We start from the raw sequence: 20551 nt of genomic DNA on the forward strand, positions 1-20551 counted from the left end.
GGGAATGCCCGAACGCAACACGAACAGGATACCGGTTAGCGCAGCGCGGTTGTCCAGCCGAGGCCGCCCGCCCTTCGGCTTGGGCGCCTCCGGTGGGAGCAACGGTTCAATCAGCGCCCAAAGGGCGTCGGATACAAGAGGGGAAGCCATACCCCTCTCAACCGCCCAAATGCCGTTTTGTTAGGTGCTCTTAGCCACCCGATCAATGATATCGCTACCGGAACTCTGGACAATCTTAACGTCCGTTACTCTGCCATCCGCCAAAATAAAGAAATGCACTACGGCCTTAGCAGACATTAGTATTGATCGATCCTGTTGGGGATAAATTATGTTTTTGTCGAGATGGGATCGTACAACTCTTCCGTATTCGATTGCCACTTGATTTGGATCTTCCTTGGCAGATTGTGACGGTGGAAATGACGATGCTACGGTGCGGGCCGCCGCTCCCGTCATACCGAGTGGCAACGGAACATCCATCGCCTGCTCCACTGAATTATTTCTGGCCTGCATAGGCTTGACCCGCGCCGCCTTGGCCGGGACCGGCTTAACCGGCGGCTGGCGTGGCGGTTTCGACGGTGGCGCATCGACTGTAGGCTGCGGGTCAGGCTTTCTGACTGCGTTCAGGATCGGCTCAGGTGAAGACATATCGGCGGACACTTCACCCGCTGGCAGTGAACCGGTTTCCGCGGCTGTTTTACTTGTCGAAATTGCCGATGCGCCAGACGACGTTTCTGGTAACAACTGCGCCATCTCTACCATCTCGATGAAGGGAACATCCATCTGAGACGCGGGCGGACGATAAACAGGTGGCGTGCAGTACCAGATGAGCGGCGCGACGACCACGGCGTGGATGGCAATGGAAAACAGTAACCCCCATCGAACGGTGGAGTCCGATCCATCGGATGTTCTAATTCGCCCGTTTCGGTGCGGCTCCAGGTCAGACATTAGCGAATGCCCCTTTTTCCTGGCAATGCCCTGAAGGCAGCCCCTACGCAGGGATGAACCCGTTGAGCGCGAAACTATTCCACCTGTTTCTTTCTTCTGGATCTGATGAGAAACCCGATCCGTCAGGTCGATCACCTGCACGATCGGATTGAGCTGAAATTATCGACAGGGCGCATCGAGCGTCGCAGTAGCCCCAGAGGAAGAAACTTGGGGAATAGTTTCGCGCGCTACGGGTTCATTCCCGCACGGGGTCTACATGCCAAAGGGGAATGAGATGGGCTGGTCCGTGCCAACGTTTTCTAAACTCGCACTAATCAGCATGATAATGATGCTATCTGCTTGCGGCCCGGTCCTGCGGCCAATCCCCCCAGAAATTACCAAGGTGACTGTTCCTGAAATTGGATCATTACAAACCAGAGATATTGGAGTTCCACTGATTGAACAAGGACAAAAGCATATTTACGAAGCTTTAATTCCCAGTAAGGACATGAAAACCAACAGGCCGCTTCACAATGGATACCTGACATATGAAGGTGAAATGATTGCAAAAATGAATACTGATGGAAAAAAATGGTATTGCGGGAGAATGGTGTATGTATCAACAGATGGCGATAGAGAATTCACGGGAAATTGGTGTGAGAATGTACACGATTTAGAAAAAAAATGGAATATGCCAAAAGGCACTTATGAAATAAAGATGGTATCTCACATTTATCTTAATAATTTCCAGATGAATCTGATTTATACAGGAAAACGCGGAAATGAAGTTTACATAACTTATCGTGAATTCAAGAATGAGTGGTCTCGGCCATCGTTTACACAGAACTTAATTTTTGATCTATCCGAAAGCAGAGTTATTGGTATGAAGGGCGCCCGGATTGAGGTAATAGAGGCAACAAATACAAACATCAAATATAAGATATTGTCTGGATTTATCGTGAATTGAATTTTTCTGAAAAGAAATTATGGCGATTTTCCCGCATATGTTTTGTGCTGAGCACACATCGAACGTTGGCTCAAGACACAGGTGACCAGAGTGTTCGCCTATGATCACTGTGGTCACCCCTGTCAGCCTGCAGGCTTCCACCCGCATAGCCGGGCACCGGTCAGATTGTGCGCCAGCAGCTGCTCTGCCGTGCCATCCGTGAACACGTCTGCCCGGCTGGCGTAGATCGGGCGGAAGGCGGCACAGCCTCCCTCAGTCCCGGCTCCACTGGTCGCGCAGCCGCTCAGCAGTGCCAGCAGGATGCCGGCGCAGATCGTCCTCAATCCCATGGCGCACCTCTGCGTTCCGGAGTGTCTGTGTGGTCGACTGGAGGGCGGCATCCTGCCGCCCTGCCCGACGCTGAAGCGCGCCGAAGGTGGCGATCCCCGCCAGCATCACGCTGGCGAGGATCAGGCCGGCAGCCACCCGGCTCCAGCCGGTGGTGAGGAAGGCCAGCATCAGGCCGCCTTGCGCTGGTCGTCCCAGCGCCGGAAGAGCATCACCGCCACCGCCAAGCCCAGCAGAGCGGCCACCGCCCAGCCCAACGCGCCCGAAGGCAGCGCTGCCAGCAGTTCCTTGATGGCGGTCGAGACGTCGCGCGCCTGGTCGAGCAGAACGGCCACGCCGGCGAGGCCGAGCGCTCCGCCACCGCTGACGGCACTGACCGACTTGGCCATCGGTTTCATGGCCGGCGCCAGCTCAGCAATCCGGCTGACGGGGTGGACCTCGTCCGACAGGAACAGCGCCGCCTCGGCCGCCCGGCGCTTGACCAGGCCGGGCATGACCTTGCCGGCGCCGCGGGTCCATTTGGCGAATTCGGCCGCGGCGTCGGCGGCGTCACCGGCGTTCAGCTTCCGCAGCAGGGTGGAGGGCTGGCCATTCTTCAGGGTGACGAACCCGTCCTTGCCGGCATCCTTGCCTTTGGCCTTTCGGCCGGCGCCGATATTCATGACGAAGGCCACCAGCGCGCCGCGCTGGTTGTCGGTCAGCTCGACGGTGACGGCGCCGTCGACTACCGCCGCGGCGGTATCCAGGTCGGCCTGCAGCAACTGCTCGGCCTGCGCTTCGGTTATGCGCAGGCCCGACCGAACGTCCGGGCCGGTGTGACCGTAGCCGATCGTCCAGGGCGCTCCGCCGGTGGCGGGATCCGGATAGGCGGTGAGGCGCAGTCCTTCGGCCTCTTTCACCAGGTCGACGGCGGCTTGGGGGATGGCACGCATGGGAGTCCTCCGGGCATGAAAAAGGCCGCTCGCGGGCGCCGGGTCGATCAGGCTTGGAGTGTTGTCGCGGCAGATCAGGCCGGCGGTACGCCCAGCGTCATTCGCTCGCGCCAGAAGGCGAGGTGCGCCTCCCAAGCCTTGTGGCAGTGGTCGGCCTCGCCGGTGACGTGCCGGTTGAGCCAGTTGATGAACGCCACGCGGTGGGCACCCCACCAGCGGGCGCGCGGCGTGGCGCCGAAGGTGGCCAGTTCATAGGAGGCGGCGCTGAAGGTGATCTCGCGCTGCCCGCCGGCCAGCACATTCAGCAGGCAGGACAGCAGGGATGCCAGTTCGCCCAGCATGGTCAGGCCTCGATCGTGACGGCTTGGCGGAACAGGTCATTAAGCTGGGCAGAGGTCAGGCCCAACGTTTCGGCCATGCTGTTGACCAGCGTGCCGTTACGCGTCAACTCGTTGGCGTATTCCCATGCCTGCCGGGCGGTGGAGTTGGCCGGCAGCGCCAGCAGGGCGTCGTTGACCTGGTCGAACAGTCCGGCGGCCAGCAGCGCAGCCCGCGCCTGGAAGTTGGTGACGGTGACCGGCACCGGCGGCTTGGCTGCCTCGATCTCGGCCGGTGTCAGGTCCACCAACCGATAGGTGACCTCTACAGCTTCTGCGCTAATCGACCACTCGTCCACCGGCAGGCGCTCGGCCCGCCGGCCGGCCTCCGCCGGCGGATCGTCCAGGACCGGCAGCAAGCGCCAGCCGGGGCACATTGCCGCCCAATCCTCGGCCGACCAGAGCCGCCACGCCTCGGCCGGGTGTTGAACGTCACCAGGACCGACGAAAGGGGCAGACTCTTCGATTATCGAAAACGAGCCATCACCCCGCACCAGAGCCACAGGGAAAACGATCATGACGCCACCTCAGTAGTTGTGTTGGATTACCTGGCGCATGCAGAATTCAGCGCCGCTAGATGTAGGGCCGATAAACGATGACAGCCAAACCGGGGTTTGAAACGGAGTTGGCGTAACTGGGAACTCCCGCACTTCCGCCGTAATACGGGCTCGCTGTATTCGGCGGCTGGGTTGCCTGAAGTGCCGCAGTCTGCAAATCGCTCGCGAGACAGTCAGCCGCAATATACCCAGAGCCACCACCGGAACCGGTGCCACCACTCCCGGTCCAGCTCCCGTTACCACCGCCACCACCATGGTACCCGCCGCCGCCGCCGCCGCCGGCCTCGCGGGTGTTACCACCCGCGCCGCCGTTCATGCCGCTGGCGTTCCCGCCCGGTTCGGTTTGTGTTCCACCCGTCGACGAGCCCGTGCCGTTTCCGCCGGACAAGCCGCCGCCGCTTCCGCCGCGATAGCCAGGCTCGCCACCAGTGCCGCCGCCGGCGCCTGCGATGGTTTTGAATGCGTTGTCGATAAGCCCGACCGTGGCACCCCCGCCACCGCCGCCATGGTTATAGCCATCGGTTCCGGTGCCACTGACACCACCGTTGCCGAAACCGCCTGCACCGGTTCCACCAAGCGACGGCCCGTTGCCGTTCCCGCCGCCCGTTCCTCCTTGGCCGGCGCCATACTTGATTACCTGCCCTGCCTGAACCTTGAATTTCCCATAGGCGTAGCCCCCAGGCCCGCCGGGCGTTGTACCCCATCCCGAGCCGCCACCAGCCGCGCCCCACAGATAGAACTCAACCTCGCCGTCAGCCGGCACCGTAAAGGACGATAAAGTCGCCGAAGTTGTGCTGTATTGCGTTGGAGGTCCGGGGACACTAGGTCCGGCGCCCATCATCAGGGGGTCGAAGCCGAACATGTTCAGGCCCCTTTGACGATGCTGTAGTAGAATTTCCCGTCGCTGTAGACTTTGCCAACCGCGAAATTCGTTTTACCCGCACCCGTGTTTGCACTTGTTCCGCCTACGTTGATGCAGTTGCCGCCGAAGGACATCACCCGGCCGCCCGTGTTGTCCTGCGTCCACTTGATGGAGATTTGCTGCGCCTTGCCTGCCCCCGGCACACCGGTCGGGTTGCCGATGACAGCCGCGGCGCCGATGGTCCCGCAATCGAACTCCACCCCGGCTGTGCAGTCCGGAGTGAACACGCCGCCCACATTGGTCAGGGTGACCACCGACACGGTCATGCCTTTGTAGAAGTGCAGCACACCGTTGGCCGCCGTGCGGAACACCTCGACGCCGGACACCACGAAGCCCAGCACTCCCGCGGCCGAGCGGTAGAAGCCGCTCGTTGCCTCCCCGATCCGCAGGCCCAGATTGCCGGCATCCACTCCGGCGAAGGTCTGCAGCCAGCCGGCCAGCATGCCGCCGATCTTCGCAAGATAGGTCGCCGGATCGAAGGTCTGCGCCGCAGCGGCAGAAGCAGCAGCAGCCGATGCGCTGTTGGCCGCATTGCCGGCACTGGTGGCCGCTGCCGACGCACTGGCCGCAGCCTCGCCGGCCTTCGTCGTCGCGGTCGATGCGGATCCGGCTGCAGCCGTCGCGGATCCGGCAGCCTCCCCTGCCTTGGTCGTGGCGATTCCCGCCTGCTGCGTCGCCGTCATCGCAGAGGTCGCGGCGTTGCCCTCGCTGGTGGCAGCCGCCAGCTTGGAAGCGTTGGCCGCGGTGGCGCTGCCGGATGCGGCCGAGGCGCTGCTGGCCGCAGCGGTGGCCGAGCCCACGGCGTTGCCCGCGCTGGTGGCCGCCGCAACCTTGGAGGCATTGGCCGCCGTGGCGCTGCCGGCGGCGGCAATTGCCGACGCGGCGGCGTTCCCCTCGCTGGTGGAGGCAGCGCTCAGGGCATCGCCCACCCCGGTGCCCACCGTGCCGATGTCCTGGATGCAGGGATCCCAGTTATCGGCCATGCCACCGACACCGGTGAGGCCACCCGGGTTCTGAGCCGTCTTTTCGTCGCCGTTGTAGTAGGTCAGCAGCCGTTGGGCTGCCGCCAGCATGGTGGCCAGCGTCGTCATGTCGTCACCTCACCAAGGGAAATCGTGGCGGCGCTGTGCAGGTCGTTCAGGTACTTCTGGCTGAAGTCCTCGATGACCTGGAAAAGGCCGCCGTAGCGGTAGCAGTCGAAGGCGCTGTCGGTGTCCGGCAGCCACACCGCCGGCCGGTCGGCGTCGAGGAAGTTGACCAGGTCGAACAGGCGGTCGCGGTCGCCGGCCTCGTTGACGGTGCGGTCGAGCGTGGCGGTCCGCCGGCCGCGCCCGGGCTCCACCGCCACACCGCCGCCGGCCAGCTCCGTCACCGTGCCGCCGCGGCGGTAGCCTTCCGCCGACGCACCGACATGGCGGTCGAATGCCAGGCTGTCGCCGGCCCAGCCGAAGCCGATGCGATAGGCCTGCTCGGTGGTGCTGTAGCGGCTGCCGGTCACCCGGTAGGCCGGGCCGTAAACTGTCCAGCGCAGCACCTGCGCGCTGCACAGCGGCATCGTCACATGGATGTTGGTCGGGTAACGCAGGAACTCCCGCGCGCCCAGCTGGCCCAGCACGGTGTTTTCACCGCCGAAGCGCAGGGTCTTCGGATCGTAGAGCCCGGGCAGCACCAGGCGGTCGATGCCGCTGGCATGCTGGGTGGTGAAGGCCAGCGCGGTCCGCGCGCTGGTCTTGAAGGCCTCCAGCCGGATGCGCCCGGTCTTCCACAGGTTGGTGCGGTAGAGCCCGGCATAGGTCAGGTCGACCGGCCGGTCCCACTCCCATTCCAGCACCACCGGCTCGTTGCGGCTGCCGATCCGGGTGGACACCGCGGCGTCCACCAGCGGCAGCGTCTTCAGCGCGTCGAGCGGCGCCGTGGTCGCCCAGTCGGCCGCGGCACCGGTGATGGCGCAGTCCTGTTCCGACAGCTCGTTGATGTGAGCCAGAAGTCCGGTGGCCATGGCTCACCGCGCCACGTAAAGGGTGGCGCCGCCGCTGCGGTCGGCGATGGTCCGGCCGTAGACCACCACCGGCGCCCCCTCGGCAAAGCCGGCGATGTCGTCCTCCACCGTCACGGTGTGGCCGATCCAGACGCCGGGCGCCCCGTCCAGCGCCGGCAGCTCGTACAGCGTCGGCGGTGCCGACAGCTCGGCCACCCAGGCCGGCAGCTCGGCCGCGGCATCGGCGCTGAAGGTCAGAGCGGTCTCGACGGTGGCCACCTTGGCCGAGCTGCCCCACGCCGCGGCGATCGCCGTGTCGGTGGCCGACGGCACCTCGACCCACTCCTGGGTCCAGCGGGTGGCGTCGGCCGCGGTGGCATCGGTGGCGGCGCTGCTGGACGGGCTGGGGTTGTGGGCGCAGCGCAGCACCACCTGTTTGGCCGGTGGGTTGTGCTGACCCTCGACATACTGCAGGCCCGTGGTTGTGCCGGCAGCGCTGCTGTAGGTGCGCAGGGACGCCGCGGCGGTGGGACGGGGAACCCGCGTCACCACCAGCTGGCCGGCGGTGCCGACATACCAACCGCCGCGCGGCACGCTGCCGACGAACTTGGCATAGGCGGCAGCGTGGGTGGTGCCGTCGCCGGCGGCGAGGAAGAGCCCCACCGTGCGCGGCACCGCGTCGATGCCGGCGCTGTCCACCGTGCCGGCCAGCCCGGCACCGGTGGCCAGAGCGGCGATCAGCTCGCCGATGGTGCGGCGGTAGACGCCAGCGAATTTCCTGCCCAGCACCTCGACCCGGAAGTCGGCATACCTCACCGTGGTGGTGACGATCCCGCTGGCAAGGTCGACCGTGAAGTGGGCATTGTCCGCCGGCACCGTGCCGCTCTGCTTGGCCACCCCGACACCGGAAGACCAGCCCCGCGGCACGTCCTGCACCGGCTTGCCGCCGCCGACAGACCAGCGGTGGTACCCGTCGACGATGCCGAGATAGGTCGGCCGCGCCATCGGGCAGTGCCCCAGCGGCAGCTCCTTCAGCGTGTCCTTCAGCTCGGCCGGCCCTTCATAGCCGCCGGTGCCCTTGTAGCGCTCGGTCTGGATCGGCGTGTCGTAGTCGAGGCGGGAGTCGTAGATCGGCAGGGCGATCTCGGTGCGCTTGGGCTTGGGCTGGCCAACCCGGGCGGTCCAGATGGTCACCGCCTCGGCCAGCGGTGCCCCGTCCTCGATCTCCCGCTCGGTCACCGACTGGATGATATAGTCGCCGGTCAGCAGCAGGTTGAGCGGCCGGTCATCGAGGGCGAGGCGCAGCCAGGCGCCGGTGTCGAGGTCCTGCACGGTGGCGAAGCGCTGTCCCGGGTTGCGCGAGGTCTCGTTGCGCAGCACCAGATCGCCGATCCGCAGCTCGGCCTGCCCGTCCGCGGCCCCCAGGCTGCCGACCGACACCGACGCGTCGGCGCCGGCGGTCACCAGCGGCAGCCAGGTGACGTTGGGCGGATCGTCGGCCGGGCCGGACTGGTAGCCGGGGAAGGTGGCCAGCGGCAGCCGGTGGCGGTGGCCGCTGGGGCGGTGGAACAGGGTGAGGTCGACGAGACGCACCTTCATCAGGCGGCCCTCCGGGTGTTGGCGAGTTTTCGGGGCAGGTCGCCGGTGGCCGCCTCGACGCGGGCCAGCAGGGCGGCGGCATCGGCGCCGATGCGGGCGCGCTGGGTCAGGGCGTCGCGGCCGAGCGCGCGGACCTCGTCGCGCAGGCCCTCCACCGCCTCCAGCAGCTCGGCCACGCCGGCGCCGCCGGCATCGAGGTCGGGGCGGCGGAAAGAGACCATCGCCGCCGGCGGAGCAAGACCGTTCACCGCGGCGTCGAAGGCCGACGCAATCCGCAGGCTGTCGGCGCTGGATGCCACCGCCGCTCCGCCGCCCTGCCACAGCAGCTCCGGCCCGCGTTCCCCCACCCACACGGCACCCGGCGGCGTGGCCAGGGTGCCGGTGGCAAAGCCCGGGATGCCGGCACCGTGGGCCTGCGCCCGCACCGCCGCCTCGAAGGCGGACTGGTGCCCCAGCTTCACCCAGGCGTTCAGCCCGCTGTCGAGTCCGCCGTCGTAGCCGGCACCGCGCACCGCAGCGAGCTGCTGCGCCTGGGTCAGCGCGTCCCAGGCGCGGCCGACGTCGTCCGGTGCGCCATAGCGCGCCCCGCCGGCGATGGCGGTGACATCGGCGCCGAAGGTGGTGGCGCGCTGGGTCGAGGTGGCCAGCCACAGATTGAAGGCCTCGTCGATGTCCCCGCCCCAGCCCATGGCCCGGGCGATGCCGTGCCTCTGCTCGCCCGACAGTCCGTCCCAGGCCGACTGCACCGCCGCCGGCGCGCTGTAATGCGGCCGGTTGTCGGTGGTGCCGGTCAGCGTCATCAACGGCGTCAGCGCCGCCTGCCAGACGGCGTAAGATTGGTCCATGACGTCGCGCAGGCTGGACAGGCTGCCCAGCTGGCGCTGCCCGATCGCTGCGGCCTCGGCCCGGGCCTTCTGCAGTTCCTTCAACTGGTCCTGCGCCACCTGTAGGTCCTGGGTGGCGGTGTCGAGGCTCAGCCCGCCGGTGTCGCCCAGTTCGGCAAAGACCTTGTCCACCTTGTCGAACAGCACCGACGCGGTGCCGCCGCTAGCCGCCTTCTCCAGCGCCACCAGGGTGGGACCAACCTGCAGCAGGGTCTGCCGGGCGGTGTCCTTCTCCGCATCGGTGGAGCTGCTGTCCTTCAGCACCGCATAAGCGGCGTCGAAGCGGTCGGTTGCCTCCTGGATCTTCTGGCGCGGTGCCAGCGGCGAGTCGTCGCCCTCCCGCAGCGCGGCGCGGGCATCCTTGAACTGCTGGGCAGCCTGCAGCAGGGCGATGGCGCCGGACTGGATGGAGTCGACCACCTCCTGCTTGGCCGCGATCTCGCGGTCGTAGGCGTCCAGCAGGTCCTGCTGTGCCAGGGTGAAGGCTTGGGCACCCCGCTCGGCCGCCTGCACCAGGCGCAGCTGGGCGGTGTCGTAGCCGGCCGCCTTGGCGTCGGCCAGGGCTGCCGCCTGCTGGGCGTCCAGCGCGATCAGCCCGGCGCCGCGGCTGTTGCCGAGCGCCGCAACCATCCGGCTGGCGATGTCGGTCTGGTAAGCGGAAAGCGCCTTGGCCTTTTCCGCTGCCGTCTGGGCAGCGTCGGCGCTGTCCTGCCACGCCTGGGTCAGATACCCCACCATGGCGGTGTACTGGTCGCCACCGATGGTGCCGTCGTAGAGCGCACTGTTCAGCCGGCCCAGGGCTGCCCGCTCGGCCTCGATGGTCAGCGTGCCGCCGGATGCCGCTTGCTCCACGCCCTCGATGACACCGGCCAGTCCGGCAACCGCTGCATTCGTGCGGTCGAGGCCCAGCCCCTGCAGCCGGTCCAGCGCGCTGGATTTGGCGTTCGGGTCGATCAGCGCCTCGATGGCGACCGCGCCCTGCCGCTGAACATAGGCCACCGCGTCGGCGTAGCTGTCCTGCAGCTTCTTGGTGTAGCGCGCCGCCAGCTCGGCCACCTCGCCGGTGGTGTAGCCCAGCGACAGCAGGGCCGGGCGGAACTGTTCGAACTCGATCTCGGCCTGTTTGGTCGCCGCGGCCATGCCCACCAGCGGCTTTGTCGCCGGGCCGAGACCCATCATCGCCTCGATGCCCTTGCGGGCGGCGGCGGTCAGCTCGGTTTCGGTCGCCAGTCCCAGCTCGCTGGCCTTGCTCCGCCAATCGGTGATGTTGGTCTTGACCTGGTCGCCGATCGCCTTGGCATTCTCGGTGAAGGTCTTCAGCAGGTTGTTCGTCGGATCCAGGCTGGCGTTCATCACGTCGAGCTGCTGGCGGAAGCCGGCGGCGAAGCCCAGGTCGTTGGCCAGATCCTCGGCCTTGGTCGCCTTGGAGGTGGTGAGCGCCTTCCTGACGTCGTCGTTGACGCCGGTCAGCTGGCCGGTGCCGATCAGGCCCTTCAACGACTCCCGCATATAGAAGGCGATGGCCTCGTTCTGGTCGGTGAACGCGGTCTTCTGCCCCGCCTTCTCCCCCACGGTCGGGGTGACGTACCACTTGCCGTCCTTGGCGAACTGCTGAATGAGCGCCGTGTTGGCGCCGTCGCCACCGGTCAGCTTGCCGCCGATCCCCGACACGATGGCGTTCATCGACGCCGCGACGGCGTCGGTCACCTGCTGCATCTGGCCGGCGTCGGCACCGTTGTCCGCCAGGGCAGTGTCGGTGCGGAACCCGCCCTTGCCGTTCAGGACGATGTTGCCCGAGCTGTTGGGGCCGACGGTCGCCTTCTGCGTGCCCAGCATGCCCATGATGCCGCCGACCACGGCACCGATCGCCAGCCCGATCGGCCCGCCGATGGCGCCCAAGCCCATGTAGGCGGCGAGCGCCGATGCACCGGCACCCAATGCCGCACCCGACAGACCGCCCACAGCTTTGGAGTTGGTGGCCGTGCCCAGCATGCCGCCGATGGCGCCATCGAAGGCACCGGCGCCGGCAGCCCCCAGATAGGCAGACAGGCCGCCGGTGATGCCAGCCCCGGATACGCCGCTTGCGGAGCCGGTATAAAGGGTGTTGGCCGCTGCTGTGTTGCCGGCTGCCGCTACGCCAGTCGCCGCATTGGCACTCGCTGCCCCGGTGATGGGAGCCGCAGTTGCCGCCGTGACGCTGGCAGGAGCGGCGGCGGCCCATCCGCCGACCGTCCCGATGCCGAGGGCGCTGTAGCCAAAGCTGTCGATCAGGCCGCCGATGCCGCCGGACCCACCGATGCCGAGCTTGTCCATCGCCCAGCCGGCGCCTTTGCTCAAGGCGGTGTTGGTCAGGCTGCCGCCGATGCCACCGCCCTGCCCTGTCTGTCCCGTTTGCCCGCTGCTGCCGCCGAACAGGTCGAAGACGGTGGGCAGGTTGCTGCCCATCACCCAGTTCTTCAGCGGGTTGATGACCGCCATCTTCAGCGCGAGCTGCTGCAACTCCACGCTGACGGTGCCGATGGCGTCGGCCCACGACATCGTCGACTTGCCGGCGGCGGACAGCTTCTGCAGGATGGCGTCGAAGCTGCGGTCGCCGACCTGCTCCAGCTCCTGGTAGGCGGCGTTGGTCCGCTCCAGCGCCAGGTTCTGCCGGGCGAGCGCTTCGGCGTTGGCCAGATAGGCCTGCCCCTCCCGGCTGGCGGCGTCGATGTTGTGCTCGCGCAGGTCGATCAGCGCCTGGGTGCGCGCCAGCTCGACAGCGCGCATCTCGGCCGACGCGCCGATCAGCTCCAGCTGCTGGCGTCCCAGCTCCAGCTGGTCGCGCTGCTGCTGCAACAGCGGCCCGGCCGCCGCGGCCGACTCCAGCTGCTGCGCCTGGGTCAGCAGCTCGATGTAATGCGCCTTCGCCTCGTTGTATTTTTGAGTCCCCTCCTCCCCTTCCTTCAGCGCCAGCGTGTGGGCCTGCTCGGCCACTTCGGCCGCCTTGACCGCCTTCGGACCCTGTTCGTAGGTGTCCATCAGCGTCCGGGCCGAGCGGATGCGGTCCTGGATCGGCTGGTCGGCATCCTTGCGCAGCTGCTGGACTGTCAGCGCCTCCACCCGCGCCTCGGCCGCCGCGGCGGCATCGCCGTAGCCCTTCAGCCCGGCCGCCGCCACGCGGTTGGCGGCAGCCGCCGCGCGCTGGGCGGCCTCGCCCTTGCCGGCGGCCGCCGCCAGCCGCTGCTGGGCGGCGACGTCCATAGTGAGCTGGGTGACCTGCGCCCCGACCTCGCCGGCCAGCTCGGCCCGCGCCTTGCGCAGCAGCTGGGTGCGGGTGCTGCCCTCCTGCGCCGGGTCGAGGCCCTCGCGCAGCCGCTTGGCCACCTCCACCTCGACCTCGGCCGCCTTGATCGTCGCCGGATTGCCCGATGCCCGCGCCCGGGCCAGCTTTTCGGTGGCGTCGGCCTCCAGCTTCAGCAGCCGCACCGCTTCCGCCGACTCCGCCGGAACGATCTGGCTCTTCAGCCGGCCGCGCACGACGTCGCGCTGGGCATCCCAGGTCTGATAGGCGGTGTCGTCGGAGGACCGGCCGCGGTCCTGCAGGCCGGTGACGACGGGGGTTTTCTGCTCGGGCGGCGGCCCGACCATCTCCCCGACGCGGCGCTCCAGCCCTTCCGGCAGCGACAGGGTCCAGCTCTTGGCCCCCAGCTCGGCCAGCTTGGAGGCCACGCCGCCCACGGCCGAGCCCAGCCCGGCGAAGCGCGAGGCGGCGGTGTCGGCGGTCTGGCCGGCGGCGAGCACCGCCTTGGCCGCCTCGTCGGCCGGATTGGCCAGCAGCGCCAGCCGGGCGGCCAGTTCCTTGGAGGTCTTGGCCGCCGCTTCCGCCTTGGTGGCCGGATCGGCCAGATGCTGCGCCAGCTCCAGCAGCGGCTTGCCGGCGGCGCCGGCGTTGCGGCCGACCTCGTCCAGCACGCGCACCAGGTTGGCGATCGCTTCCGGATCGTCGGCCGCGGCCGAACGGAAGGCCTGGAACGCGACGCGCAGCCGGTCCACCTGATCGGCCGCCAGCCCCATCTGCTCGTAGACGCGGGCCGCGCTGGCGCTGTCGGTGGAGACGTTCCAGTCGCCCGCCACCGGCCGCGCCACCGAATCCGGGCGGTAGACCGCGGCCGACGCGGCGCTGCGCTGGGCGACGATCGCCTTGGCCTGTTCGGCCAGGGCCTCGTCCAGCTTGATCCGGGTCACCGCCCGCATGCTGTCGGACAGGCGCCCGTACTGGGTGGCCAGCTGCTCGACGTCCGCGGCCGAGTCCTTCACAGCGTCCTGGGCGGCGCGCTGCGCGTGCTCGAAGCTGTCGGCCGCCGCTTCGGCCGCCGTGGTGCGGGTGGCGAAGACCGCCACCGCCGCGGCACCGGCCAGCAGTGCCGCCCCCCACGGCCCGCCGACCACCCCGAGCATGCCGGCGCCGGCGGCCTTCACCCCGTTCCAGGCCGCGGTCAGCAGCGAGGCCCGTTGCGCCAGGGCGACGCTCGCGGCGTTGGCGCTCACCGCCATGGTGGTGAGGTGGGCGTCGGCCACGACGACGGCCTCGCCGGCCGCCGCGGTGGCGAGCTGGGCGGCGCGCAGCCGGGCGAGCGAAGCCATCTTTTCGGCGTCGGCGGCAATCGAGGCCTCGCGCGCCATCACCACGGTGGCCTCGGCGTCGCGCTCGGTCGCAAGCGCCTTGGCCAGCACATAGACGTTGGTGGTGAGCGCCGTTTTGGCCCGGGCCGACGTCAGCGCCGACTCTGCCGATGCCAGCGTGGTTGCGGCACTGCTAGCGGCGGCGGCCTTCGCCGCGAACTCCGCCTCAGCCGCCTGCACCGTGGCAACGGTGGCGGCCCGCGCCGTCTGCGCCCGGATCAGGTCCTGCGCCGCCGCCAGCTTTTCCGCAGTGGCGGCCTCGGCCGTGGCCACCGCCTTGGCGTAGAGGGCGACGCGCTGGTCGTCGATCGCCTGGGTGACCGCGGCGATGCCGGTCGGCATCGTCCGCGCCGCGGCGATGGCGCCCAGCGCCAGGGCGGCGGCGCCGGCAGCCTTGGTCACCGCGTCGAGATTGTCGGCCAGCACCAGGATGCCGGACGAAATGCCGGCGGTCAGCCCCACCGCCTGGTTCATCCGGCCGATCTGGCGCTGGGCGGTGTTGGCCAGCACGGTCAGGCTGTCCGACACCGTGGTCGCCATGTGGCCGAACTCGGTGTCGATGGCGGTGCTCTGCTTCAGCAGCGCGTTCACCACCTTGTCGGCGGTCAGCGCTCCCTGCTCGGCCAGCGACTTCAGGGCGCCCCGCGGCACGCCCAGCCCCTCGGCCAGGGCCTTGGCCAAGCGCGGCGAGGCTTCCATCACCGAATTGAACTCGTCGCCGCGCAGCACGCCGCTGGCCATCGCCTGCGACAGCTGCACCAGCGCGCCGGCGGCGGTGCCGGCCTCGGTGCCCGAGATCTTGAAGGTCTTGGAGATGGTCTCGGTCAGCCGGATCACCTGACCCTGGGACTTGCCCATGGTGAGGGCGGCATCGGCCAGCGAGGTGTAGAGCCCGACCGTGGGCTCCATGGCCGAGCGGGCACGCTGGGCGGCCTGGAACAGCTGCTCCTGGACGGCCACCGCCTTCTCGCCGGCGCCGGCATAAAGCGCAATCTTCGAGGTGGAAAGACTCCAGGCGTCGGCCGCCTTGATCGCCTCGCCCGCCCCCTGCGCCAGCCCGATGCCGGCGACCACGCCGGCGACACGGCCGGCGGCGCTGCCCAGCGCGTCGAAGCTGCCGGCAGCCCGGCGCACGGAGCCGTCGACGCGGCCGGCGAACTGGTCGACGCGGGCTTCCGCCTGCGACAGCACCCGCCGCAGGCCGCTGTCGTCCGCACCGACCGGCACCATCATGCCGGGGAAATCAGCCATGCCGGTCTCCGGAAACGAAAAGGGCGCCGGTCACCCGGCGCCCCTGCCCTGTTCCGGGCGCTTCAGGCCGAACACGGCCCGCGCCCGCTCCTTCAGCTCCGCCGTGTCCTTGGGCTTGCGCGTCTGGCGCTTGGCCCCCGGTGTGGTGGCGGCGAGGAAATCGACCTTCCCGTCCAGGGCCAGCTGGATGTCGGGGAACGGGGCGTCCAGCGCCTCGCTGCGCGACCATCCCAGCCAGCCCGTGGCGTACTGGAACATCCGGTCCACGTACTCCGGGAAGGTCAGCCGGCTTCCCCCGGCGCGGCGGCCTCGCTGTCCGACTCGGCCTTGGCGGTATCCGTCTTGGGCGCCTTGCCGCCGCCAGCGAGGAAGTTGAGGAACAGCAGCACCTGCGGCGCGACGACGACGACACCCTCGGCGAAGATCGCCTCGGCGGTGGCCTCGGCCTGCTTGCCGACGCGGCCCGCCGCGGCGTTGACGACATTCACCAGCGTGTCGAAGTCGAAGGCGTTGGTGTTGGTGAAGGCCTGCTGCAAGCCGCCATACAGGCGGCAGATGGTGCGGCTGGCCCGGACGTTGGCGAACAGCTCGACGTCTTCACCGTCGAGGCTGACGGTCATCACGCCGTGCGCGAAGCGCGGCGCCGTGCTGGGGACGGTCATGGCAGGATCTCGCTTGGGACAGGGAAAGGGGCCGGCAGCCAGGGCGGGCTGCCGGCGTCAGGGCACCGGCGCTTACGGCGCGTCGGCCGCCACCTCGATCGGCTCGGCATCGATTTCGAGGCCGACGCTGGCCTCGATCACCTTGTCGTTGCCGCCGATTTCGGTGGTGTAGGACATGACGTAGGCGCGCAGGTAGATCGTCGTTGGCGTGCCGCCGTCCGGGGCGTCGTCGAACTCGATCTTGATGTTGTAGGCCGCCTTGCGGTTCTTGGCCGCGGCGCGGATCGCCGTCTGGCCGGCGCCGGTCGGAACGCGGGCCAGCTTCAGCGTGCCCGAACCGTAGTCGACGGTGCCCTTCTTCTTGTGGACGGCGCCGTCGCCCAGCGTCTTGTAGGTGACCTTCTCGAAGGTCTCACCGAAGGCGCCGATGTCTTCGATCTCTTCGACCTCGGTCCAGGCGAGCGCCTTGTACTGCGCTTCGGTGGTGCACAAGGCGGTGGTGGAAAGGAACAGGCGCGTGCCGGCGCTCTGAACAGCGTTGCCGCTCATGGGAATGCCCCTCCTTCGGGCAAAGAAAAAGCCGCCCGAAGCCGGGCGGCGGGGACGCTCCGGAGGTTCCGGAGGGCTCAGGCGTTGGGTTGGCCGAAACCGGTCTGGTAGGTCACGACGAACTGCAGGCGGGTCACCCCGGCCTTCAGCTCGCCGCTGGTCAGGCGGTCGGTGACGGTGCGCACCAGCTCGATGCGGTCCAGCGCGCCGCCGAACCTGCCGCCGGCGGCGATCGCCTGCTCGATGCGCAGCGCCATGGCGTCGAGCCGGTCGTCCAGATCGGCGCCGGCGCGGACGTAGCCATCGACATAGAGGTCCATGCGCCGCATCTGGCGCCGGCTGCCCATGGTGATTTCCTGCGTCGCCTCGTCGGGCGTGAACAGGCCGATGCAGGGCAACGCGTCCGGCTGCAGCGGATCGTCCCGGTTGGCGGTGACCGGAGCGACGGAGGCAAGCGCCGCGGCGATGGCGGTGCGGATCCGGGTGCGGGGGTGCATCAACGGGCCTCCCGCAGCAGCAGGACGGTCATGCCCTGCCCGTCTTGCCGCGGCTCGGACACCGTGAAGGACAGGCCGCGCACCTCGATGGCGGCGCCGGCGGGCACCGGCCCGCCGATGTCGGCGTCGACCACCGCCAGCGAGGTCATCAGGGTGGAGACCGGCCCGTCGTCGGTGTCCACCTGATAGTGCCGGCGGTCGAAGATGCCGGTGACGGTGATGTCGGGCCGGCCGGGACGGCGGATCACCGCCGGTTCACCGAAGGCGCCGACACAGGCGGCGTTGAGGTCATCGAAGAACATTGGAGCCCCCGAAAACGCGACGGGCGGCCCGAAGGCCGCCCGTGTCGCGTCGCTGGTGATGGTGCCGGTCAGCCCTGCAGGGCGGCCCACGCCTGGTCACGCTGGTCGGCGGTGATGTCCGCCCCCAGCACCGCACCCAGCGCCTTCAGGTCCGGCTTGCCGCCCTTGAAGTGCTTGGCATTCGCCGGGTCGAGCTGGCCGATCGCCGCGATGATGCGGTCGAGCGGCAGCGACAATGCCTCCACCCCGGCCTCTTCGCCCGGCTTCAGCCAACGAGCGAAGCCGCGGGCCACCAGCGAAACGGCGTGGGCATCGTCCTGCCCGGCCTCGATGACGGTACCGGGCCGCAGCGTGGTGTCCTTGGCCACTTTCACGGTGGCCAGCAGGCGCAGCTTGGCCATGGATCACCTCACCGTCGCGGCCATGCAGGCGTTGGGACGCCGCGGGTAGACCAGCGGCGCCGACTGGCTCAGCAGCAGGCGCCGGCCCGGGTTCTCTTCGATCCAGCTCTTGGGGAAGATCTCCAGGGCCTGGTAGCCGGCGCGCGGGTCGAGGATGGCGCCATGGGCCTGGGTGCCCTCCATGGCGCCGGTGGCGCCCAGCAGCACCGTATGATCCGGCAGCAGCGGCTTGGCGACGCCGTCCTCGGTGTAGGTGTCGTTGTACGTATAGAACTCAACCATCCCGATCCGGCCCTTGAACACCGGGGTGCCGGGCACGCCGGGCTGGAAGCCCATCTGCACGATGGCGGCCTGCCCCAGCGTGCGGTCGAGCACCTTCTCCAGCTTGGGGTCGGCCTCGAACAGGGCCCAGGCCTTGGCGTCCATCACCACGACATTGACCGCGGCGCCGGACTTGCTCCCCACCAGGTCGATCCATTCCGACACGTCGGCATAGGGCGACACACCGGACTCGCCCCAGCGGGCGCCGCCGGACAGCACCAGCGACAGGTCGCCGTCACGCTGGAAGTCCACCAGGACCTCCGGGTACTTCTCGCCCTTCACCACGCACTTGCCGGTGCGCAGGACCTCGGCCGCCATCACCTCCTTGCGGCGCAGGATCTGGGTCAGCTGGCGCTGCAGCTTGGCGCCCAGGATCGCCTGTTCGCGCGCCGCGGCCGACAGGGCGCCGCCCAGCGGTTCGCCGGCAAGGCGGCGCAGCGGCTCGTCCGGCTTGATGTCGTGCAGCGGCTTCACATAGGCCGGGGCGAACATCTTGGTTTCATAGCCGGTGTCGGTGCCGACGCGGCCGGCAGCCAGCGGCGAGACGAACGGTGCGACCTCGATGTCATCGACCTCGACGTCGAAAATGATTTTCTCGGTGTCGCTGAAGCTGGCCAGCGGGAAGAACATGTCCAGCAGGAAGCGGGGAGCCTTGGCGCGCAGCGACCGCAGCACCCCCAGCATGGCGATGGTCGAATAGATGTCCATGGGTGGGGTCCTCAGATGAAGATCGACACGTCGCGCAGCGGATCGGCCGCCGTCGCCACGCTGTGCCCGACGCCGAAGGTCAGCTGGTCCGGGTTGAATTCGCCGCTGAAATAGGCGATGGCCTCGACGTCGCCGGCGGCGGCATCGACCGGTTCGGCCAGGATGGCGCAGGGCTTCTCGGTGCCGTCGGTGGCCATGGCCACCGACAGGACGAAGCGCCTGGTACCGCCGGTGCGGCCGAGCACGGCACCGGCAGGCAGCGCACTGACGCCGCTGGCGACGGTCACCAGCCGGGTGACGCGCGGAAAGTCACCGCCGATCAGGGACGGCAGCGGCTGATTGCTCTGGGAGGAGAAGCTGGCGGAGGTCATCGGGTGCCGTCCTTCTTCGCAATGAGCCCGACGGCGGCCATGCTGGCCAGCACCGCGGCGGCGGCCTTCTCGTCGTCGCTCAGGGTGCCGGCGTCGGTGGAGGCGCCGACGGTCGGGTTGGGGTGGGCGTCCATGGCGGCGAGCGCCAGCGGGTTGCCGGTAGAGGCGCCGGGCGCGGTGGCGCCGATGGGTGCAGCCTCCAGGGCGGCGCAGGCCGCCTCGACCGTCAGGTCGGTGTTGAAGGCGAGATGCGCGGCGAGCTGAACGCGGCCAGCGGCGGCGGGTGCGGCAAAGATGGCGGCACAGCGCTCGCGCTCGCTTGGCGCGGCGGCCTGCTGGTCACCGGCTTTCGGTTCGTCACCGTCTGCCGGCTTCTCCTTGTCGTCTTCCTGGTCCTGCTGACCGGACTCTTCGCCGGCCTTGGACGTGGTGTCGGTGCCCGCCTGGGTCTCCCCGTCCGCCGCCTTGGAGCGGCCGAAGGGGTTCAGGTGAGCGAAGCTGAACGTCTTCACTGATTTTCCCTCACATGATCCACCAGGGCCGAAAAGGCCCGGTCGGGTGGCAGGACCGCATCGGCCAGCCCAAGGCGCACGGCCTCGGCGGTGCCGACCGGCCCCTCAAAGCAGCGGGCCTCGGTGGCGAGGACCGCCGCCACGTCCAGCCCGCGGGCGCGGGCGACGGTTTCGGCGAAGAGTTGGCGCAGCGCGTCGACCTGCCCCTGCCACTCGGCACGCACCGCCTCGGGCAGCGCGGCATAGGGGTGGCCGTCGGTCTTGTGGGCGCCGGACTGGACGATGGTCGGCGTCAGCCCGGCCTCCTCCAGCATCCGGGAATAATCCCAGTGCATCAGCCAGACGCCGATCGACCCGACGCCGCCGGTGCGTGGCACCGCGATGCTGTCGGCGGCACAGGCAATGGCGTAGGCGGCGGAATAGGCCTCTTCGCTGCAGATGGCCCCCACCGGCTTGCCCGTCGCCGTCTTCGTGGCGACGATCCAGTCCACCAGGTCGAAACAGCCCTGGGCGATGCCGCCGCCGCTGTCGATGTCGAGGCAGATGGCGCGGACGTCCGGATCGGCGAAGGCATGGGCGAGCTGGAAGCGTAGCCCGTCATAGCCGGTGGCCCAGCTGCTGCCGATGTATCCCAGCTTGGGCACCAGCAGCCCGGCCACCGACACCACCGCCACGCCCTGGTCGACCTCGTAGGGCCGGCGGGTGCCGTTGACCTCACCCAGCCGATAGCAGCCGGCTGGTAGCTCGGCCCCAGCCTGGGTCAGCTGCACCAGGCGCGCAGCCGCGGTCTCGGCCCACGCTGGGGACACCAGCACGGGCTGCATCGTCTTCAGCATGTCGAATGGCTC

The 20551-nt window shown here is 68.6% G+C and carries 22 protein-coding genes; 1 reads left to right on the top strand and 21 read right to left on the bottom strand.

Annotated elements, in window-relative coordinates; translation table 11 throughout:
* Positions 1 to 150 (bottom strand): transposase (locus tag VH569_RS30405; RefSeq protein WP_423320585.1); only part of this gene is annotated, 150 nt, incomplete at its 3' end.
* Between the two features lie 30 nt (positions 151 to 180).
* Positions 181 to 1080, bottom strand: a complete 900-nt coding sequence (locus VH569_RS30410; RefSeq protein WP_423320443.1) for a TonB family protein — start codon at positions 1078 to 1080, stop codon at positions 181 to 183.
* A gap of 139 nt (positions 1081 to 1219) precedes the next feature.
* Here VH569_RS30410 and VH569_RS30415 point away from each other — a divergent pair, with 139 nt between their 5' ends.
* Positions 1220 to 1891 carry a hypothetical protein gene (locus VH569_RS30415; protein WP_423320444.1) on the top strand — a complete coding sequence of 224 codons (672 nt, stop codon included), beginning with the start codon at positions 1220 to 1222 and terminating at the stop codon, positions 1889 to 1891.
* Positions 1892 to 2143: 252 nt separating this feature from the next.
* Here the strand turns inward: VH569_RS30415 and VH569_RS30420 are convergent, their stop codons facing one another.
* The 19 genes from VH569_RS30420 to VH569_RS30510 form a co-directional block, all read right to left on the bottom strand.
* Positions 2144 to 2389 (bottom strand): hypothetical protein, encoded by a 246-nt coding sequence (locus VH569_RS30420; protein WP_423320446.1) that lies wholly within the window; start codon positions 2387 to 2389, stop codon positions 2144 to 2146.
* Positions 2389 to 3150 carry a lysozyme gene (locus tag VH569_RS30425; protein WP_423320448.1) on the bottom strand — a complete coding sequence of 254 codons (762 nt, stop codon included), beginning with the start codon at positions 3148 to 3150 and terminating at the stop codon, positions 2389 to 2391. The genes VH569_RS30420 and VH569_RS30425 overlap by 1 nt, the downstream gene beginning before the upstream one ends.
* 74 nt (positions 3151 to 3224) lie before the next feature.
* Complete coding sequence (locus VH569_RS30430; protein WP_423320450.1) at positions 3225 to 3491, bottom strand: hypothetical protein; 267 nt, start codon at positions 3489 to 3491, stop codon at positions 3225 to 3227.
* 2 nt (positions 3492 to 3493) lie between these two features.
* Positions 3494 to 4045, bottom strand: a complete 552-nt coding sequence (locus tag VH569_RS30435; protein ID WP_423320452.1) for a hypothetical protein — start codon at positions 4043 to 4045, stop codon at positions 3494 to 3496.
* Between the two features lie 55 nt (positions 4046 to 4100).
* Positions 4101 to 4946 carry a glycine-rich protein gene (locus tag VH569_RS30440; RefSeq protein ID WP_423320454.1) on the bottom strand — a complete coding sequence of 282 codons (846 nt, stop codon included), beginning with the start codon at positions 4944 to 4946 and terminating at the stop codon, positions 4101 to 4103.
* A gap of 2 nt (positions 4947 to 4948) precedes the next feature.
* The gene (locus VH569_RS30445; protein WP_423320456.1) at positions 4949 to 6097 is read right to left on the bottom strand and encodes a hypothetical protein; all 1149 of its coding nucleotides are present in this window, start codon (positions 6095 to 6097) and stop codon (positions 4949 to 4951) included.
* Positions 6094 to 7005, bottom strand: coding sequence for a hypothetical protein (locus VH569_RS30450; protein ID WP_423320458.1), 912 nt, complete (start codon positions 7003 to 7005; stop codon positions 6094 to 6096). The genes VH569_RS30445 and VH569_RS30450 overlap by 4 nt, the downstream gene beginning before the upstream one ends.
* Positions 7006 to 7008: 3 nt before the next feature.
* Positions 7009 to 8583 (bottom strand): hypothetical protein, encoded by a 1575-nt coding sequence (locus VH569_RS30455; protein ID WP_423320460.1) that lies wholly within the window; start codon positions 8581 to 8583, stop codon positions 7009 to 7011.
* Positions 8583 to 15380 carry a tape measure protein gene (locus VH569_RS30460; protein ID WP_423320462.1) on the bottom strand — a complete coding sequence of 2266 codons (6798 nt, stop codon included), beginning with the start codon at positions 15378 to 15380 and terminating at the stop codon, positions 8583 to 8585. The genes VH569_RS30455 and VH569_RS30460 overlap by 1 nt, the downstream gene beginning before the upstream one ends.
* A 30-nt stretch (positions 15381 to 15410) precedes the next feature.
* On the bottom strand, positions 15411 to 15638 hold the full coding sequence (locus VH569_RS30465; RefSeq protein WP_423320464.1) for a hypothetical protein: 228 nt from the start codon (positions 15636 to 15638) through the stop codon (positions 15411 to 15413).
* Positions 15639 to 15661: 23 nt separating this feature from the next.
* On the bottom strand, positions 15662 to 16042 hold the full coding sequence (locus tag VH569_RS30470) for a hypothetical protein (protein ID WP_423320465.1): 381 nt from the start codon (positions 16040 to 16042) through the stop codon (positions 15662 to 15664).
* A 72-nt stretch (positions 16043 to 16114) separates the two neighbouring features.
* A complete protein-coding gene (locus tag VH569_RS30475; RefSeq protein WP_109048421.1) occupies positions 16115 to 16591 on the bottom strand; it encodes a hypothetical protein in 477 nt (158 codons plus the stop codon).
* Between the two features lie 77 nt (positions 16592 to 16668).
* A complete protein-coding gene (locus VH569_RS30480) occupies positions 16669 to 17088 on the bottom strand; it encodes a hypothetical protein (protein WP_423320467.1) in 420 nt (139 codons plus the stop codon).
* Positions 17088 to 17390: a head-tail joining protein gene (locus tag VH569_RS30485; RefSeq protein ID WP_423320468.1), complete on the bottom strand. Its 303-nt coding sequence runs from the start codon at positions 17388 to 17390 to the stop codon at positions 17088 to 17090. Before VH569_RS30485 ends, VH569_RS30480 begins: the two co-directional genes overlap by 1 nt.
* A 68-nt stretch (positions 17391 to 17458) precedes the next feature.
* On the bottom strand, positions 17459 to 17791 hold the full coding sequence (locus VH569_RS30490) for a hypothetical protein (RefSeq protein WP_423320470.1): 333 nt from the start codon (positions 17789 to 17791) through the stop codon (positions 17459 to 17461).
* A 3-nt stretch (positions 17792 to 17794) separates the two neighbouring features.
* The gene (locus VH569_RS30495) at positions 17795 to 18820 is read right to left on the bottom strand and encodes a major capsid protein (protein WP_423320472.1); all 1026 of its coding nucleotides are present in this window, start codon (positions 18818 to 18820) and stop codon (positions 17795 to 17797) included.
* Positions 18821 to 18831: 11 nt separating this feature from the next.
* Complete coding sequence (locus VH569_RS30500) at positions 18832 to 19191, bottom strand: head decoration protein (RefSeq protein WP_423320474.1); 360 nt, start codon at positions 19189 to 19191, stop codon at positions 18832 to 18834.
* The gene (locus tag VH569_RS30505; RefSeq protein WP_423320476.1) at positions 19188 to 19703 is read right to left on the bottom strand and encodes a hypothetical protein; all 516 of its coding nucleotides are present in this window, start codon (positions 19701 to 19703) and stop codon (positions 19188 to 19190) included. The genes VH569_RS30500 and VH569_RS30505 overlap by 4 nt, the downstream gene beginning before the upstream one ends.
* Complete coding sequence (locus VH569_RS30510) at positions 19700 to 20539, bottom strand: S49 family peptidase (RefSeq protein WP_423320478.1); 840 nt, start codon at positions 20537 to 20539, stop codon at positions 19700 to 19702. The genes VH569_RS30505 and VH569_RS30510 overlap by 4 nt, the downstream gene beginning before the upstream one ends.
* Between the last annotated feature and the right edge of the window lie 12 nt (positions 20540 to 20551).

Source organism: Azospirillum sp. 11R-A (genome assembly GCF_049472615.1).
GTDB classification, from domain to species: domain Bacteria; phylum Pseudomonadota; class Alphaproteobacteria; order Azospirillales; family Azospirillaceae; genus Azospirillum; species Azospirillum palustre.